The organism is Rhodanobacter sp. Root480, assembly GCF_001426645.1.
Lineage (GTDB): Bacteria > Pseudomonadota > Gammaproteobacteria > Xanthomonadales > Rhodanobacteraceae > Rhodanobacter > Rhodanobacter ginsenosidimutans.
This window is the reverse complement of record NZ_LMEX01000001.1, coordinates 218,847-233,987: the sequence shown is the minus strand read 5'-3', so window position 1 is coordinate 233,987 and position 15,141 is coordinate 218,847. Positions and strand designations below refer to the sequence as shown.

Sequence of the window (15,141 nt, the reverse complement as noted above, 5' to 3'; positions counted from 1 at the left end):
CGATGGCGGGCTTTTCGTTGGCAGGCGCGATGCGCCTACCCCAGCAACACCCGATTCATCCGCTGCACAAACGCGGCCGGGTCAGGCAACTGCGCGCCGGCCGAAATCTCCGCCTGCTCCAGCAGCAAGGTGGCCAGGTCTTTCGCCTTGGCCTCGTCGCCCTCCGTCTCGACCCGCTTGACCAGCGCGTGCTGCGGATTGATCTCCAGCGTCGGCTTGGATTCCGGCATTTCCTGCCCGGCTTCGCGCAGCAGGCGGGCCAGATGCGGAGCCATTTCGTAATCGCTCAACGCCAGGCATGACGGCGAATCCGTCAGGCGTGCGGACACCTTTACCTCGCCCACGCGATCACCCAGCAGATCCTTCAGCTTCTTCAACAGCGGCTCGGCTTCCTTGGTCGCCTCTTCCTGCTTTTTCTTGTCGGCCTCATCCAAAGGCACGTCGCCCTTGGCCACGCTCTTCAGCTTCTTGCCTTCGTACTCGCTCAAGCTGCCGATCATCCATTCGTCGATACGGTCGGACATCAGCAACACTTCGATGTCCTTGGCCTTGAACGCTTCCAGCTGCGGGCTGCCGAAGGCGGCAGCGTAGCTGTCGGCGGTGATGTACCAGATCGCGTCCTGACCGATCGCCATGCGGCCGATGTAGTCGTCCAGCGAGACGTTCTGCGCGGTGCCCTCACCCTTGGTGGAGGCGAAGCGCAGCAGCTTGGCGATGCGCTCGCGGTTGTTGGCGTCTTCGCTGATGCCTTCCTTGAGGGTGTTGCCGAAGGCCTTGTAGAACGTCTGGAATTTTTCCGGCTCGTCGCGGGCCAGCTTTTCGATCAGGTCGAGCACGCGCTTGACGCAGGCGGCCTTGATGCGGTCGAGCTGGCGGTTGTGTTGCAGAATTTCGCGGCTGACGTTGAGTGGCAGGTCGTCGGCGTCGACCACGCCGCGCACGAAGCGCAGGTAGTTCGGCAGCAGTTCTTCGGCGGCGTCCATGATGAAGACGCGCTTGATGTAGAGCTTGAGTCCCTTGCGCTCATCGCGGCCGCCCATCATCAGGTCGAACGGCGGTTGCGACGGCAGGTACAGCAAGGTGGTGAAGCTCTGGCTGCCCTCGACGCGGTTGTGCGTCCAGGCCAGTGCGTCGTTGAAATCGTGGCCGAGGGATTTGTAGAAGCTCTGGTAATCCTCGTCGCTGATCTCGGACTTGGGCTTGGCCCACAGCGCCGACGCAGCGTTGATGGTTTCCCACTCGTCGGTGGGCTGGTCGTCCTTCTCGACCGGCATGCGGATCGGGAAGGCCACGTGATCGGAATAGCGGGTGATCAGCGAGCGCAGCTGCCAGCGCTTCAGGAACTCGTCCTCGTCGGCCTTCAGATGCAGGATGACCGAGGTACCACGCTCGGCCTGTTCGACCTGTTCCAGCGAGTATTCGCCCTTGCCGTCACTCTCCCACTTCACGCCCTCGCCAGCCGGCGCATCGGCGCGGCGGCTGAGCACGGTGACCTTGTCGGCCACCACGAAGGCGGAATAGAAGCCCACGCCGAACTGGCCGATCAGCCGCGCATCGGCCTTCTGCTCGCCCGACATCGCTTCCAGGAAACGGCGCGTGCCGGAGCTGGCGATGGTGCCGATGTTGGCCACGATCTCGTCGCGGTTCATGCCGATGCCGTTGTCGCGCACGGTGACGGTGCGCGCCTGCGGGTCCCAGCTCACATCGATATGCAGCTCGCTGTCGCCGGCCGACAATTCGGGGTTGGCGATCGACTCGAAACGCAGCTTGTCGCAGGCGTCGGAGGCGTTGGAAACCAGCTCGCGCAGGAAGATTTCCTTGTGCGAGTAAAGCGAGTGCGTGACCAGATGCAGGACCTGGGCAACTTCGGCTTCGAACTTGCGGGTTTCGGTGGCGGGTGCGTTCATTGCAGGCTCAACTCCAGTAGGACATGGACATGTTTGATTGCCGCCGCGGGGGCACCGAAACGGCCGGCGGTGTGCGGCGGACAGGGTTGGGGAAATCGGGGCAGGTGCCCTCGGTTTCAAGGCGCGCATGACGCCGCGGCGGCGATAAACTGTACCGATGAGCTATCGCGGCCGATTCGCCCCTTCGCCCACTGGCCCCCTGCATTTTGGTTCGCTGGTCGCTGCGCTGGCCAGCTGGCTCTGCGCGCGCCACGCTGGCGGCGACTGGCTGGTGCGGATCGAGGATATCGACACCCCGCGCGAAGTGTCCGGCGCGGCAACGAACATCCTCGACACGCTGCACGCGTTCGGTCTGCTGGCGGATGCGCCGCCGCTTTTCCAGTCGCAGCGGCTGGCCGCCTACGATGCCGCGTTCGAAACACTGCGAGCCAGCGGCGCGCTGTTTCCCTGCTGGTGCAGCCGGCGCGCGCTGGAGCCGAGCGGCGGCATCCATCGCGATGGCCGTTGTGCAAGCTCGCACGAAGACGGCGTGGCGCCCGCATGGCGCCTGCGCGTACCCGACGACGACATCCATTTTCACGATGCACTGCAGGGACCGCAACAGCAGAACCTGCGCCAATACGTGGGTGATTTCGTGATACGGCGCGCCGATGGCATCTATGCGTATCACCTTGCCTGTGTGGTGGACGATGCCGACCAGCAGATCACCGAGGTGGTGCGCGGCCACGACCTGCTCGATTCCACGCCGCGGCAGATCTGGTTGCAGCGCTGCCTGGGCTTGCCCACGCCCGCCTATCGCCACCTGCCGCTGGTGCTGGATACCGACGGTCGCAAATTGTCCAAATCCACGCAGGCGCTACCGGTGGATGCGGGCGACCCGCTGCCCGCGCTGCGCAGCGCAGCGGGCTTCCTGGCCTTGCCGGTGGCAGGCTCGGCGGGCACGGTTCAGGAGCTGCTGGCAAACATGCTGGATCGGTTCGATCCCGATCGCCTGCCCCGCCGCAACCAGCGGCTGGACGGCCAAACCGTCATAGAAAATGGTTGCGAATGACTCTGCCATCGCGGAGAGTGGAGTCATCGACGTGGCCGTCCGGCATCGTCGATCGCGTACACCTACAGGAGAAAGGAAATGACGCAGCGCACGGCATTGGTTACAGGTGGCACCGGCGGCATCGGCAGCGCGATCGTGCGCTACCTCGCCGGGCAGGGTCATCGCGTGGTGACCAACTACCGTGACGCGGCGAAAGCCGAAACCTGGCGCCAGGCGATGGCCGCCGACGGCATCGAGGTGACCCTGGTGCCCGGCGACGTCAGCGACCCGCAGGCTTCCGAAGCGATGATCCGCGCCATCGAGGAAAAGTGCGGCCCGGTGGAAATCCTGGTCAACAACGCGGGCATCACGCGCGACTCCACCTTCCACAAGATGAGCTACCAGCAGTGGATGGACGTGGTGAACACCAACTTGAACGCCTGCTTCAACGTCACCCGACCGGTGATCGAAGGCATGCGCGCACGCAAATGGGGCCGCATCGTGCAGATCAGCTCCATCAACGGCCAGAAGGGCCAGTACGGCCAGGCCAACTACGCCGCCGCCAAGGCCGGCATGCACGGCTTCACCATCTCGCTGGCGCAGGAAAACGCGAAGTTCGGCATCACCGTCAACACCGTGTCGCCCGGCTACGTGGGCACCGACATGGTGATGGCCGTGCCCGAAGACGTGCGCGCCAAGATCGTGGCGCAGATCCCGGTGGGCCGCCTCGGCAAACCCGAGGAAATCGCCCACGCCGTCGCCTTCCTCACCGGCGAGGAAACCAGCTGGATCACCGGCGCCAACCTGGCCATCAACGGCGGACACTACATGGGTTGGTGATGCCGCGCTTTGAAACTGCCAGTGGCAGTTTCAGCGGCATCACCAGGTGAGGCATGGATGCCGAACGGGCAGCGCCGCATGGACGCCTGCTTGCCTCAGCTCCCAAAAAAGCCATCTACCAGTAGCAGCTCCAGCGGCATCACCAGGTGAGGCATGGATGCCGAACGGGCAGCGCCGCATGGACGCCTGCTTGCCTCAGCTCCCAAAAGAAGCCACCCACCAGTGGCAGTTTCAGCGGCATCACCAGGTGAGCATGGATGCCGAACGGGCAGCGCCGCATGGATGCTTGCTTGCCTCAGCTCCCAAAAGAAGCCGCGCCTCAGCGCCGAAAGAATCCGTAACCCCTCTCCCCTGCGGGGAGAGGGCAGGGAGAGGGGGACACGCCTCGGGGAAGCAGCAACAAAGCGCATCACGACGCCGAAAAGCCTCGCCGATCAGCGTCCCCGCAAGCACCCGCCCCTCTCCTCAATCCTCTCCCCACAGGGGAGAGGAGGTAGTCCGCGCCATCCATCGGTATCGAGCGTCACCCCGATTTTCCTTCCAGCAGCTTCTCCAACACCTTCCCCACCGCCGCAAACGCAAACGTACCGGTGACATGCGTCGCCGCACCCAAGCCGCCACCGCACGCCAGGTTCATCGCGTCGCCCCCGGGCGGACGCGTGCCACACACGCTGCCATCCGGCTGCGGGTACTGCACGTTCTGCAATGAATAGACGGCCGAAACACCGAAGTAACGATCAGGGTTGCGGGGGAAATTGAAATCCGTGCGCAGCTTCTTGCGGATCAGGCTGAACATCGCATCGTGCTCGGTGCGCGACAGGTCGCGCACGCGGATCTGGGTGGCGTCGGTACGGCCGCCGGCCGAGCCCACGCTGACGATGGGCAGCTTGCGGCGGCGACACCAGGCGATGGTCTCAAGCTTTACGCGAAACGCGTCGCAGGCATCCAGCACTACGTCGTAGCCGCGGTCGAGCAACTCGTCCAGCGTGGAGGGCGTGAGAAAACGCTCGATCGCCTCCAGCCGGATCGTGGGATTGATGGCATGCGCGCGCGTCGCGATCACGCCGACCTTGGGCTTGCCGAATTCGCCATCCAGCGCATGCAGCTGGCGGTTGGTATTGGATACGCAGACCTCGTCCGCGTCGATCAGCGTGAGCCGGCCCACGCCGCTGCGCGCCAGCGCCTCCGCCGCCCACGACCCCACGCCGCCCACCCCGATCACGCAGACGTGCGCCTCGGAAAAACGCTCGACACTGCCCGTGCCGTACAGGCGCTCGACGCCGGCGAAACGCTCGGCGGGAAAGGATGGCGCGCTCATGCGCAGGCGCCGGGGTGATGGAATTCGCAGGTGTGGTTCACGGTGACAACCGGTGATGATGCAGTGCGTATTTTATCGCGTCGACGTGGCCGGCGACGCACGCGGCGGGTTACTCTGGGGATTGTCGTCCATCATTCGAGGAATCTGTCGATGCGTGTTGCCCTGATGATCTTGCTGGGACTGGTGATTGGCGTGATCGGCACTGTCAACGTGATGAACACGCTGGCCGCCCGCAATCCGATGCCCAAGGCGGTGATGGACACGATGGGCTACCACATCGGCGAACTGAAGCAGGCGTTGAAGGCGAAGCAATGCAACACGCCGACGACGCAGCATCACCTGGCACGGCTGCAGTCCACCGCCAGCGACATCGTGCCGGTGTTCGGCATCGACGAGAAAACCTTCACTGACGACGCCACCCAGTTGCAGACCCGGCTGCAGCAGGCCGTGCAGGCCGCGCCCGCCACGTGCGAAGCCCTGGCCGCGGCCATCCAGCCGGTGGGCGAAACCTGCAAGAGCTGCCACCAGCAATATCGCTGAGTGTGGGAGCGGTTTCTGTGGGAGCGACTTCAGTCGCGACGCTCTTGTTTTGAAGCCCCAGAGCAGAAGCATCGCGACTGAAGTCGCTCCTACAAAAGCCGGGATCACCAGGCTCGCTGGTACTGCAACGGCACGTCGATCTGCGCGCCAAGCTCCTGCGCGGCACGCAGGGGGAAATAAGGATCGCGCAGGCTTTCGCGCGCCATCAACACCACGTCCGCCTCACCGCTGGCGACGATCTGCGCAGCCTGTTCGGCAGTGGTGATCAGGCCCACCGCGCCGGTGGCGACGCCCGCCTCGGCGCGGATACGCGCCGCGAACGGCACTTGATAGCCGGGCTGCACCGGAACCTTCACATGCGGCAGCAGGCCGCCGCTGGAAACGTCGACCAGATCCACGCCCAGCGCCTTCACCTGCTGCGCCAGTTGCACGCTTTGCTCGATATCCCAGCCGCGGGGGCCCTCGGCCGGCGCCCAATCGGTGGCGGAAAGCCGCAGCCACAAGGGCAGCCTGTCCGGCCAGACGTCGCGCACGGCAGCAATGACTTCGCGCACGATGCGGCTGCGGTTCTCGAAGCTGCCGCCGTATTCATCGGTGCGGTGATTGCTCAGCGGCGACAGGAACTGGTGCAACAGATAACCATGCGCCGCATGCAGTTCGATCAGCTCGAAGCCCGCCGCCAGCGCACGCTGGGCGGCGGCGCGGAAATCGGCGATCAGCGTGCGGATACCTGCGATGTCCAACGCCCGCGGCGCCGGCCAGTCGGCGTCGAACGGCAAGGCTGAAGGCGCTACGGTTTGCCAGTCGCCTTGTCCCATCGGCAGCGGACCACCGCCTTCCCACGGCCGCTGCGCGCTGGCCTTGCGCCCGGCGTGCGCCAGCTGCACGCCGGCAACAGCGCCATGCGCCTTGATGAAACCGGCGATCGGCCGCCACGCCTCCAGTTGCGCCTCGTTCCACAGGCCGGTGTCGCCCGGGGAAATGCGCCCCTGCGCCGACACCGCCGTGGCTTCGGCAATCACCACCGCCGCGCCGCCCACCGCACGGCTGCCCAGATGCACCAGGTGCCAATCATCGGCCAAACCATCGGTAGCCGAGTACTGGCACATCGGCGAGATCACCAGCCGGTTGCGCAAGGTGAGGCTGCGTTGGGTCAACGGGTCGAACAGGTTCATCGGATGCGCCGGGTTCGGGGACAAGGAGCAGAGATGCCGCCGCCCGACGCCATCATCAAGGGGCGGGCGGGCTTGCGTTTGCGGACGCCGCCTCCTGGGCAGCTATCCATGAGGCGATGCGCTGGGCGATGGCCGCTGGCGTTTTCATCCAGTGGAAATGATCAGCCGTGGCGCCGTCCAGATCCTGCGGCGTGATCACGTCGGTAGTCGCGCGGGCTTGCGGCATCTTGCCGAGCAGGAAATCCAGCGAGGCCTGCGGGCCCAGCCAGTCGTCACGGAGGCGCAGCGCCAGTACGGGCAGGTGCAGCGAGGCCAGGCGCTGTTCAAAATCCGGCGCCATGCCACGGGCCGCGTAACGGCCGCTGCGACCGCTGCGCGCCCAGTCGGCAATGACACCGCGCGCCTCGTTGCCGCCGAAACCGATCCGCCGCCCGGGCAGGTGCCCCACCGCGGCCGCCAGCCACGGCGCTACCACATAGGCCAGACCGACCAGCCAGCCACGCTGGAACCGTCGCCAGTACGGCGCACCGCTGGCCACCAGCACCAGCCCCGCGTACGCGGCGGGATGCAACGCGGCGTACAACGTCGCCAGCTGTCCACCAAGACTGTGCCCACCCAGCCAGCACGTGGCCTGCGGCCAGCGCCGGCCGACCTCGGCCAGCGCCGGTGTCAGGTCGTCCGTCAGCAGCTCGCGGTAGCCCCAATCACCGTGGCGACCGGCGCGCCGGTCGCTGGAACCGATGCCGCGCCATTCGTGCAGCACCACCGCCACGCCGCGCCCTGCCAGCGCCTGGGCCAACGGCAGGTATTGGCGGGCGGACACCCCCATCGCCGGCATCCAGTACAACAGCCGCTGCACCGGTCCGGGCCGATGTACGCACAACAGATCGAAACGCGCGCCATCGGACGCCGATACCGACACGGTCAGCGGCGCAATGGGGGCATCGGAGATGGGGGAAGTCACCCATTACACGCTAGCGGAGTTCAACCGCCGCGGCAAAGCGCTGGCGTGAAAACAACCCGCTTCGGCGCCTTGCGCGCATAAAAAAGGGGCCGGTTTGCGCCGGCCCCTCTCAATCGGGTGTCGTGGGTCAGACCGCCGTGACGTCTTCGGCCTGCAGACCTTTCTGGCCGGTGACCACCTTGAAACTCACCTTCTGGCCTTCCTGCAGGCTCTTGAAACCCGAGCCGGTGATGGCGCGGAAATGCACGAACACATCCGGGCCTGCCTCACGGCTGATAAAACCAAAACCCTTGGCATCGTTAAACCACTTGACTGTACCTACTTCACGATCCGACATAGCTCACTCCGATCCAATCCTGACGCTGAGACAAACCGGCCTCAACAGGCCGACGCTTACTGAGCATGCAGGGTCGGGTGAAACGATGCGGATTATGCAATCCATACCGGCACGCACGTGGCCAAGCAAACGCAGTCGCGCAAGCATAACGGATTTTTCGGGCGCAAGTAGTAGCCCAAAACAGGGCCTGGCAACGGCGCTTGGGACGTCATAAATCACCACCGGCCGCCGGGCAATCCGGCCGCCTCGAGCCTGCGGCAGCACTGGCCGCCACACCCATTAAACAGCGCCTCTTCATGCGCAATGTACAAAGCCGCGAAAACCAAAAGCCGGCCATGGCGCAAGCACCCGGCCTGATTCAGGTGACGGGCCGGTTATTCAGGTTTTTTTTACTTGCCGCTGTCTACTGTGCTTCGGTACCGCTCCGGCAGGGGGTTATTACCCGCCGCCTTCGATCGCCCAAGGAGAAGCCCCGATGACCATTTCAGCACGCCCGTTTGCAGCTTGTTCGGGATTGACCACCGCCCTGCTCGTCGGCCTGCTGTTGACCGGTTGCGCCACCCACGAGACGGCCCCGACCACCCGCACGACAACCACCGTCCGCGACACGACTCCCGCCGCCCGCCACCACACGCCGCAGGCGGCCAAGGCATCCAGCACCGTCGAAGGCACCCGCCACAGCAGCGGCACGTCGTCCACCAACCTGCCTGACCGCACCGGCATTCCCGCCTGCGACGATTATCTGGCCAGCTATATCGGCTGCCATCGCGCCGCCGAAATCTTCGCGCCCGGCCAGCTGCAGGACCGTTACGAGGCGATGCGCACCAGCCTGCTGCGCGACTCCCAGAACCCGGACATCCGCCCCCAGTTGGCCGCCCGCTGCAATTCGCTGGCGACCCAGTTGCGCACCGCCTTGCACGGCAAGTCCTGCGAAGTCAGCCCTGCCCCGGCCAGCACCACGCCCTGAAAACCCACAAGTGGGCGCCTGATGGCATTCAGCCCTCACGCCAGCGAGCCCGCAACCGGGAAGCCAGGGCGGCGGGCTCGCAGTGCGCCAGGCGTACTTGCGGCGTGCCATGCCAGCGCGCCGTGTCGCGGATGGTGTCGGCCAGCGCCTGAACCAGTCGCGGCGCCAACGCGGTACCCGGCTGCAGGAACAAGGCCTTGATCTCGAATACACCATCGGCACGATGCGCCTTGGCGTCGAGCCGGCCGATCAACTGGCCGCGATGCAGGATGGGCAGTACGTAATAGCCGTAACGGCGTTTCGCCGCGGGTACGTAGCACTCCAGCGTGTAGTCGAAATCGAACATCGCGCTTGCCCGCGCGCGATCCCATACCAGCGGATCAAACGGCGAAAGCAGCGCGGTGTGGGTGGCCCGCAGCCGGCCCTGCCGCGCCTTGTCCAGCGCGTCGGCGTGATCGCGATGGACGTAGCCAGGCGTTTTCCAGCCCTGCACCGGCTGCGCCAGCAGCTCGCCGCGTTCCAGCAGCGGCGACAGCTCCTGTTCGCTGACCGCCGGTTTCAGGCGATGGTAGTCGGCGATCCAGGCGGCGGTGGTGATCCCCAGTGCGCGTACGGTGTCGGCGATGAACCGCTGGCGCACAGTCAACGGCTCGGCCGTCTCGGTGGACGGATCCAGCGGCGGGTCGAGCCGCGCCAGCACGCGATCGGCGAGGTCGTACACGCGCTGGAAATTGTCCCGCCGCGCCACCATCAGCTCGCCCAGCGCGAAGCAGGCCTCCAGCCAGCGTTTCTCCGGTTTCCACTCCCACCACCCCGGCTTGCCCGCCACGCTGCCCGGTGCACGGGTGAAATCCGCGGCGCGCACCGGGCCGTTGGCGCGGATCCGGTCCAGCAGCGCATCCATCTCGGCGCGATGTTCCTGCTGCACGCGCAGGGCGTGGCGCTGGGCCCAGTGCTGCAGGCGCTGCGCGCGCCAGGCACGATGCCAGCCGATGTCGGAGGCACCGACCAGACTGGCCTCGTGCGCCCAGCATTCGGCCAGCTTGCCGGCGGCCAGCGCCTCGTCCAGCCAGTTCGTCGGGTAGTCGCCCAGGCGGGCATGCAACACCAGGTACGGGCTGCGTGCCACCACGTGGATCGTGTCGATCTGCAGCAGGCGCATGCGTTCGACCGCTGCCACCACATCGTCGCGGCGCGGCCGTCGCTGCAATGGTTGCAGCAACCCCTGTGCCGCCAACTGCAGCGCCCGCGCCTGCCCCGCCGTCAGCATGCCGCCTGCCGGGCGCGGCGACACGGTAGCTTCACGATGGCCTTATCAGCATAGGGAACCGGCATGTACGGAATCTCCGGGAGCATCCGCCGTGAAAGCGTCGCCATGAAACCTGGCGCGCATGCCGTGGGTGGATGACATGTGTCCACAACATTTGAGCACTCATTCTGGCATGGAGTATCGATCATGAAATCTCGCAAGCCATGGCTGTCTTTCGTCGCCGCCGGGTCGTTGCTGTTCACCGGTTCGCTGCTGGCGCAGAACCCGCCGCCGCCACCGGCACCACCACCGCCCCCCCCGGCCAGCATGCCGCCGGTACCGCCACCCGCACCGGTGCCGCCATCATCCGACATGCCATCACCCGCCGAAGCTGCTCCCGCCGCACCGGCAGCGCCAGCGGCACCAGCCGCACCCACCGCCGACCAGGCGTCCTACCCGACACCGCAAGGCGAACTGACCGTGCGCAGCACGCCGGCACCGGCGCCGCAAATCAGCCCGGCACCGGACTTTGCGCAATTGTCGGCCGGCGGCAAGGGCATCACCGAGGCGCAGGCGGTTGCCTACCCGCCGCTGGCCAATGATTTCCTGCATGCCGACAGCAACCGCAACGGCAGCATCAGCAAGGCGGAATACCAGCGATGGACCAAGCAACCCTGACGCGCTCCGCGCGTTCGCCGTTGCCATCGCACCACCCGCAGGCCGGCCACAAGTCGACGTGGCCGGCCTCTCTCATTCGCGATCCTTTACGCTTGCGGGCCCGACAGCGAACGACACCGCTGCCGTCCCCATCCCTTTCGGAGTTATTGATGAAGCCTCATTCCGCCGCGTGGCCGCTGGCCCTGGCCGCCGGCCTGGTCGCCGCACCAGGACATGCGCAGAATCCGGACCCCACCGATATCCGCGCCTGCACCGGCATCGAAACCGACTCGCAGCGGCTGGCCTGCTACGACCACGCCACCGGCCGGGTCAACCTGCCGACCGCACAAAAGCGGGCGGACACCGAGACCTCGACGCCCGACATTTTCAGCCACGACGCTTCCTCCTCCACCAGCACCGCCGTGGCGACCAACCCCGAAGTGGCGCGGCCGCTGTCCCTGCTGGACAGCCGCTGGGAGCTGTCGCCGGAGAGCAAGCTGGGCACGTTCAATGTGCGCGGCTACAAGCCGGTCTACGTGCTGCCGGTGTTCATCACCAACCACCAGAACAACATGCCGCAGAGCCCCAACCCGGACAACACGGTCACGCAAAACCAGCAGCTGGACAACATGGAGGCGAAGTTCCAGCTGAGCCTGAAAACCAAGGTGTGGCAGGGCGTATTCGGCGATGCGGGCGACCTGTGGGTGGGCTATACGCAATCCTCCCGCTGGCAGGTCTACAACTCGCAGCTGTCACGCCCGTTCCGCGAAACCGATTACGAACCCGAAGCGATGCTGATGTTCAACACGCATTACGAGGCGCTGGGCTGGACGGGCCGGATCCTGGGCATCGGTGTGAATCATCAATCCAACGGCCGCGGCAATCCGCTGTCGCGCAGCTGGAACCGCGTGATCGCCAACGTCGGCTTCGAACGTGACGGCTGGACCGTGATGCTGCGCCCCTGGTGGCGCATCCCCGAGCCGCGCAGCGACGACAACAACCCGGACATCAGCGACTACATGGGCCGCGGCGAGATGCAGATCGTGCACGAGGCGAACGGCCAGGAATTCGGGCTGATGCTGCGCCACTCCCTTCGCGGCGGCGACCGCAGCCACGGTGCCGCGCGCTTCAGCTGGACCTTCCCACTGGCCGGCAACCTGCGCGGCTATGCCGAGGTCTTTCACGGCTATGGCGAAAGCCTGATCGACTACAACCACAAGGCCACTTACCTGGGCCTGGGTATTTCGCTGCTGGATTGGTACTGAGAAAGGCCCCTCTTCCACCCTTCGGGCACCTTGCAAGTTGAACGCCTTCCCTCGCAAACGGGAAGGAAACAGCTCGCCCAGCAGCTACCAATCGCTTGCTTCCCCCGCTCGCGGGGGAAGCTGCCCGGAGGGCTGAAGGGGGGGGGCTTCGTTCTTGCGGGAAGCCCGGATCAAAAGCGCCCTCTTCCGCCGCCGGCATCTTCTCCCGCAAGCGGGAGAAGGAACAACCTGTTGCGCTTCCCGAAGAAGGAAGGCCAGGAGGGGTTAGTGGTGGTGACCACCCTCGCCGTGCACGTGGCCGTGTTCCAGCTCTTCGCCGGTGGCCTCACGCACGTTGGTGACTTCGATGTCGAAGTGCAGGGTCTTGCCCGCCAGCGGATGGTTGCCGTCGATGAACACCTTGCCGTCCTCGACCTTGGTCACCGTGACGTTGATCTCGCCTTGCGGGCCACGGCCCTGGAACTGCATGCCCGGCTGGATATCGTCCACGCCCTGGAACGCCTCGCGCGGCACTTCCTGCAGCAGCTCGGCGTGATGCACGCCGTAGCCTTCCTCGGGCGCCACATCGGCGATGAACTTGTCGCCGACGCCACGGCCCTCCATCTGCTTTTCCAGGCCCGGCACGATCTGGCCACCACCGTGGAGATAGGTCAGCGGCTCGCGTCCCTTTGAGCTGTCGATCACCTGACCCTCGTCGTCGGTCAGCGTGTAGTGAAAGGCGGCAACGGCGTTTTGGGCAATCTGCATGAGACTCTCGCGTGTAGGTTCAAATCCGCCAGCCAGATGCCGGCACGAAGTTCCAAGGTTAACAGAAGCGATGCCGCCGTCCGACGCGGCAGCTGATTGACGATACTGTGTGGATGAAGCCATTTTCGCGATTCGCGCATAACAAATTCGTGTCCGTTCTGTTGATGGCCGTTTCGCTGGCCACCACGGCGGCGCCACCGGCCACGACCACGCTCGCGGCACGGATCGACGCACATATCGGCGCACCGCGCTTTGCCGCTGCTGACTGGGGCATTGCCGTGGTGTCGCTGGACGATGGCCGCACGCTGTACGCCCACCGCGCCGATCACCTGATGCAGCCGGCGTCCACCACCAAGCTCTTCACCGCTGCGCTGGCATTGTCGACGCTGGGCGCGGATTACCACATGCCTACCCGCTTGCTGGCCGGTGGCGCCATCGCGAATGGACGTCTGGACGGCCCGTTGATTCTCCACGGCATGGGCGACCCGACCCTGGGCACGGCGAACACCAGTGCGGACTGGGCCGATCAACTGGCCGGCCAGCTGGCAGCCCGCGGCGTGCGGCGGGTGCATGGCAATGTGATCGCGGACGACAGCTATTTCCGCGGGCCATTGACCGGCTCCGGCTGGGAGGCAGGCGACCTGCAGAGTGCGTTCGCGGCACCCGCCTCCGCGCTCAGCGTGAACGAGAATTCGGTCAGGGTGACGGTGACGCCCGCCGCCCGCGTCGGCCAGCTGGCACACGTCACGCTGGACCCGGCCGACGCGGGCCTGCAGGTCGAAAACACCTTGCTGACCATCCCTGCGCGAACACCGGACGACATCAGCCTCTATCGCGCTCCGGGCGCCACGACACTGCAGGCATTCGGCAGCGTGGCGTTGGGTGCGACGCCACGGCACTACAAGTTGTCGCTGCCCGATCCTGCGGCCTCGGCGGGCGCGCAATTGCTGCAGGCATTGCGGCATCGGCATATTCAGGTCGATGGCAAACTGCTGGTTCGGCACTGGCCGCAGGGCGATGGCAGCTTGCCGGCAGACGCGAGCATCGTCGCCGAAGTATTTTCACCGCCGCTGGGCGAGATCCTGCACCGTGGTCTGAAACGCTCGCAGAACCTGTACCTGCAAAACCTGTTGCTGGCCGCTGGCGCCAGCCCGCTGGCCGACGCACCGGCGCCATCTGCCTTCGTCAGCAGCGAGCAGCGTGCGATCGAAGCGCTGCATCGGCTGCTGGGCAAGATCGGCATACCGCCATCGGCCAGTGCGCTGGTGGAAGGCAGCGGCCTGGCGCGGCGCGATCTCACGACGCCGAATGCACTGGTGCGGCTGCTGGTCTACCTGGCCGCGCAACCCCAGGCGGCGCTGCTGCGCGAATCGCTGCCGATTGCCGGTGTCGATGGTTCGCTCATCTGGCGCATGCGCGGCACCGCGGCGCAGGGGAATGTGCATGCAAAGACCGGTTCGATGGCGTACGTGCAGTGCCTGGCCGGCTACGTCACCACCGCTTCCGGCGAACGGCTGGCGTTCGCCATCATGCTCAACAACTACGTGCCGGCATCCGGTGCGCCGCGCTCCAGTGCGGAGGTCGACGCCATCGCGGTGATGCTGGCCAACCTCACGGGTGGTGGCTGAGGATCAGCCGCCCAGTCGTTGCAGCGTATCCTTGCCGATCTTTTCGGGTGTATCCGTCGAGGCATAGCGCTTCACCACCTGCCCTTCGGCATCGACCAGGAACTTGGTGAAGTTCCACTTGATCGACTCGCTGCCCAGCACGCCTTTGCCTTCGCTCTTCAGCCACTTGTACAGCGGGTCGGCGTGCTCGCCGTTCACCTCGATCTTGGCGAACATCGGAAACGTGACGTCGTAATTCGTGCTGCAGAACGTCTTGATCTCCGCCTCGCTGCCCGGCTCCTGATGGCCGAACTGGTCGCAGGGGAAACCCAGCACCACCAGTCCCTTGTCACGCTGGTCCTGCCACAACGTTTCCAGCCCCGTGTACTGCGGCGTGAAACCGCATTTGGAGGCCACGTTGACGATCAACAGGGTCTTGCCGCGCCACTCGGCCAGCGAGCGCTGGTTGCCATCGATATCGCGGACGCTGAAATCGTAGACACTGGTCATGCGAAGCTCCGTTGGGTGAACCTCTGGA

The 15,141-nt window shown here is 65.7% G+C and carries 15 protein-coding genes; 7 read left to right on the top strand and 8 right to left on the bottom strand.

Annotated elements, in window-relative coordinates; all coding sequences use genetic code 11:
• Positions 1 to 35: 35 nt before the first annotated feature.
• Entirely contained in the window at positions 36 to 1,907 is a 1,872-nt protein-coding gene (gene htpG, locus ASD22_RS01190; RefSeq protein ID WP_056077828.1) for a molecular chaperone HtpG, read from the bottom strand.
• Between the two features lie 157 nt (positions 1,908 to 2,064).
• On the opposite strand from htpG, the gene gluQRS reads away from it, so the two are divergent.
• The gene (gene gluQRS, locus ASD22_RS01185; RefSeq protein ID WP_056077825.1) at positions 2,065 to 2,958 is read left to right on the top strand and encodes a tRNA glutamyl-Q(34) synthetase GluQRS; all 894 of its coding nucleotides are present in this window, start codon (positions 2,065 to 2,067) and stop codon (positions 2,956 to 2,958) included.
• A gap of 78 nt (positions 2,959 to 3,036) precedes the next feature.
• The gene (gene phbB / locus ASD22_RS01180; protein ID WP_056077823.1) at positions 3,037 to 3,777 is read left to right on the top strand and encodes an acetoacetyl-CoA reductase; all 741 of its coding nucleotides are present in this window, start codon (positions 3,037 to 3,039) and stop codon (positions 3,775 to 3,777) included.
• Positions 3,778 to 4,300: 523 nt separating this feature from the next.
• On the opposite strand, the gene ASD22_RS01175 is transcribed toward phbB, so the two are convergent.
• Entirely contained in the window at positions 4,301 to 5,095 is a 795-nt protein-coding gene (locus ASD22_RS01175) for a tRNA threonylcarbamoyladenosine dehydratase (RefSeq protein ID WP_056077821.1), read from the bottom strand.
• Between the two features lie 150 nt (positions 5,096 to 5,245).
• Here ASD22_RS01175 and ASD22_RS01170 point away from each other — a divergent pair, with 150 nt between their 5' ends.
• Positions 5,246 to 5,635 carry a cytochrome c gene (locus ASD22_RS01170; RefSeq protein ID WP_056077819.1) on the top strand — a complete coding sequence of 130 codons (390 nt, stop codon included), beginning with the start codon at positions 5,246 to 5,248 and terminating at the stop codon, positions 5,633 to 5,635.
• Positions 5,636 to 5,739: 104 nt separating this feature from the next.
• On the opposite strand, the gene ASD22_RS01165 is transcribed toward ASD22_RS01170, so the two are convergent.
• The 3 genes from ASD22_RS01165 to ASD22_RS01155 all read right to left on the bottom strand — a co-directional run bounded on the left by ASD22_RS01165 (position 5,740) and on the right by ASD22_RS01155 (position 8,111).
• Entirely contained in the window at positions 5,740 to 6,810 is a 1,071-nt protein-coding gene (locus ASD22_RS01165; protein ID WP_056077816.1) for an NADH:flavin oxidoreductase/NADH oxidase, read from the bottom strand.
• A gap of 55 nt (positions 6,811 to 6,865) precedes the next feature.
• Entirely contained in the window at positions 6,866 to 7,774 is a 909-nt protein-coding gene (locus ASD22_RS01160; RefSeq protein ID WP_056077815.1) for an alpha/beta fold hydrolase, read from the bottom strand.
• A gap of 127 nt (positions 7,775 to 7,901) precedes the next feature.
• Positions 7,902 to 8,111, bottom strand: coding sequence for a cold-shock protein (locus tag ASD22_RS01155; protein ID WP_007079831.1), 210 nt, complete (start codon positions 8,109 to 8,111; stop codon positions 7,902 to 7,904).
• 475 nt (positions 8,112 to 8,586) lie between these two features.
• Between ASD22_RS01155 and ASD22_RS01150 the strand changes: the two genes are divergently transcribed.
• Positions 8,587 to 9,078, top strand: a complete 492-nt coding sequence (locus ASD22_RS01150; protein WP_056077812.1) for a hypothetical protein — start codon at positions 8,587 to 8,589, stop codon at positions 9,076 to 9,078.
• Between the two features lie 28 nt (positions 9,079 to 9,106).
• On the opposite strand, the gene ASD22_RS01145 is transcribed toward ASD22_RS01150, so the two are convergent.
• Positions 9,107 to 10,348, bottom strand: a complete 1,242-nt coding sequence (locus tag ASD22_RS01145) for a crosslink repair DNA glycosylase YcaQ family protein (protein ID WP_056077807.1) — start codon at positions 10,346 to 10,348, stop codon at positions 9,107 to 9,109.
• Positions 10,349 to 10,534: 186 nt separating this feature from the next.
• On the opposite strand from ASD22_RS01145, the gene ASD22_RS01140 reads away from it, so the two are divergent.
• Positions 10,535 to 11,005 (top strand): hypothetical protein, encoded by a 471-nt coding sequence (locus ASD22_RS01140; protein ID WP_056077805.1) that lies wholly within the window; start codon positions 10,535 to 10,537, stop codon positions 11,003 to 11,005.
• 149 nt (positions 11,006 to 11,154) lie between these two features.
• Positions 11,155 to 12,249: a phospholipase A gene (locus tag ASD22_RS01135; protein ID WP_056077802.1), complete on the top strand. Its 1,095-nt coding sequence runs from the start codon at positions 11,155 to 11,157 to the stop codon at positions 12,247 to 12,249.
• A gap of 264 nt (positions 12,250 to 12,513) precedes the next feature.
• Here ASD22_RS01135 and ASD22_RS01130 read toward each other — a convergent pair whose 3' ends face one another.
• Complete coding sequence (locus ASD22_RS01130) at positions 12,514 to 12,996, bottom strand: peptidylprolyl isomerase (RefSeq protein WP_056077798.1); 483 nt, start codon at positions 12,994 to 12,996, stop codon at positions 12,514 to 12,516.
• Positions 12,997 to 13,145: 149 nt separating this feature from the next.
• Between ASD22_RS01130 and dacB the strand changes: the two genes are divergently transcribed.
• A complete protein-coding gene (gene dacB, locus ASD22_RS01125) occupies positions 13,146 to 14,624 on the top strand; it encodes a D-alanyl-D-alanine carboxypeptidase/D-alanyl-D-alanine-endopeptidase (RefSeq protein WP_235577464.1) in 1,479 nt (492 codons plus the stop codon).
• A gap of 3 nt (positions 14,625 to 14,627) precedes the next feature.
• On the opposite strand, the gene ASD22_RS01120 is transcribed toward dacB, so the two are convergent.
• Positions 14,628 to 15,113, bottom strand: coding sequence for a glutathione peroxidase (locus ASD22_RS01120; RefSeq protein WP_056077793.1), 486 nt, complete (start codon positions 15,111 to 15,113; stop codon positions 14,628 to 14,630).
• Between the last annotated feature and the right edge of the window lie 28 nt (positions 15,114 to 15,141).

Bases quoted from the DNA above. Each gene is read 5' to 3' on its own strand.
- ASD22_RS01130 (WP_056077798.1), bottom strand. From the start codon at position 12,996: ATGCAGATTGCCCAAAACGCCGTTGCCGCCTTTCACTACACGCTGACC.
- ASD22_RS01170 (WP_056077819.1), top strand. From the start codon at position 5,246: ATGCGTGTTGCCCTGATGATCTTGCTGGGACTGGTGATTGGCGTGATC.
- ASD22_RS01120 (WP_056077793.1), bottom strand. From the start codon at position 15,113: ATGACCAGTGTCTACGATTTCAGCGTCCGCGATATCGATGGCAACCAG.
- phbB (WP_056077823.1), top strand. From the start codon at position 3,037: ATGACGCAGCGCACGGCATTGGTTACAGGTGGCACCGGCGGCATCGGC.
- htpG (WP_056077828.1), bottom strand. From the start codon at position 1,907: ATGAACGCACCCGCCACCGAAACCCGCAAGTTCGAAGCCGAAGTTGCC.
- gluQRS (WP_056077825.1), top strand. From the start codon at position 2,065: ATGAGCTATCGCGGCCGATTCGCCCCTTCGCCCACTGGCCCCCTGCAT.
- ASD22_RS01175 (WP_056077821.1), bottom strand. From the start codon at position 5,095: ATGAGCGCGCCATCCTTTCCCGCCGAGCGTTTCGCCGGCGTCGAGCGC.
- ASD22_RS01145 (WP_056077807.1), bottom strand. From the start codon at position 10,348: ATGCTGACGGCGGGGCAGGCGCGGGCGCTGCAGTTGGCGGCACAGGGG.
- ASD22_RS01140 (WP_056077805.1), top strand. From the start codon at position 10,535: ATGAAATCTCGCAAGCCATGGCTGTCTTTCGTCGCCGCCGGGTCGTTG.
- ASD22_RS01155 (WP_007079831.1), bottom strand. From the start codon at position 8,111: ATGTCGGATCGTGAAGTAGGTACAGTCAAGTGGTTTAACGATGCCAAG.
- ASD22_RS01165 (WP_056077816.1), bottom strand. From the start codon at position 6,810: ATGAACCTGTTCGACCCGTTGACCCAACGCAGCCTCACCTTGCGCAAC.
- ASD22_RS01135 (WP_056077802.1), top strand. From the start codon at position 11,155: ATGAAGCCTCATTCCGCCGCGTGGCCGCTGGCCCTGGCCGCCGGCCTG.
- ASD22_RS01150 (WP_056077812.1), top strand. From the start codon at position 8,587: ATGACCATTTCAGCACGCCCGTTTGCAGCTTGTTCGGGATTGACCACC.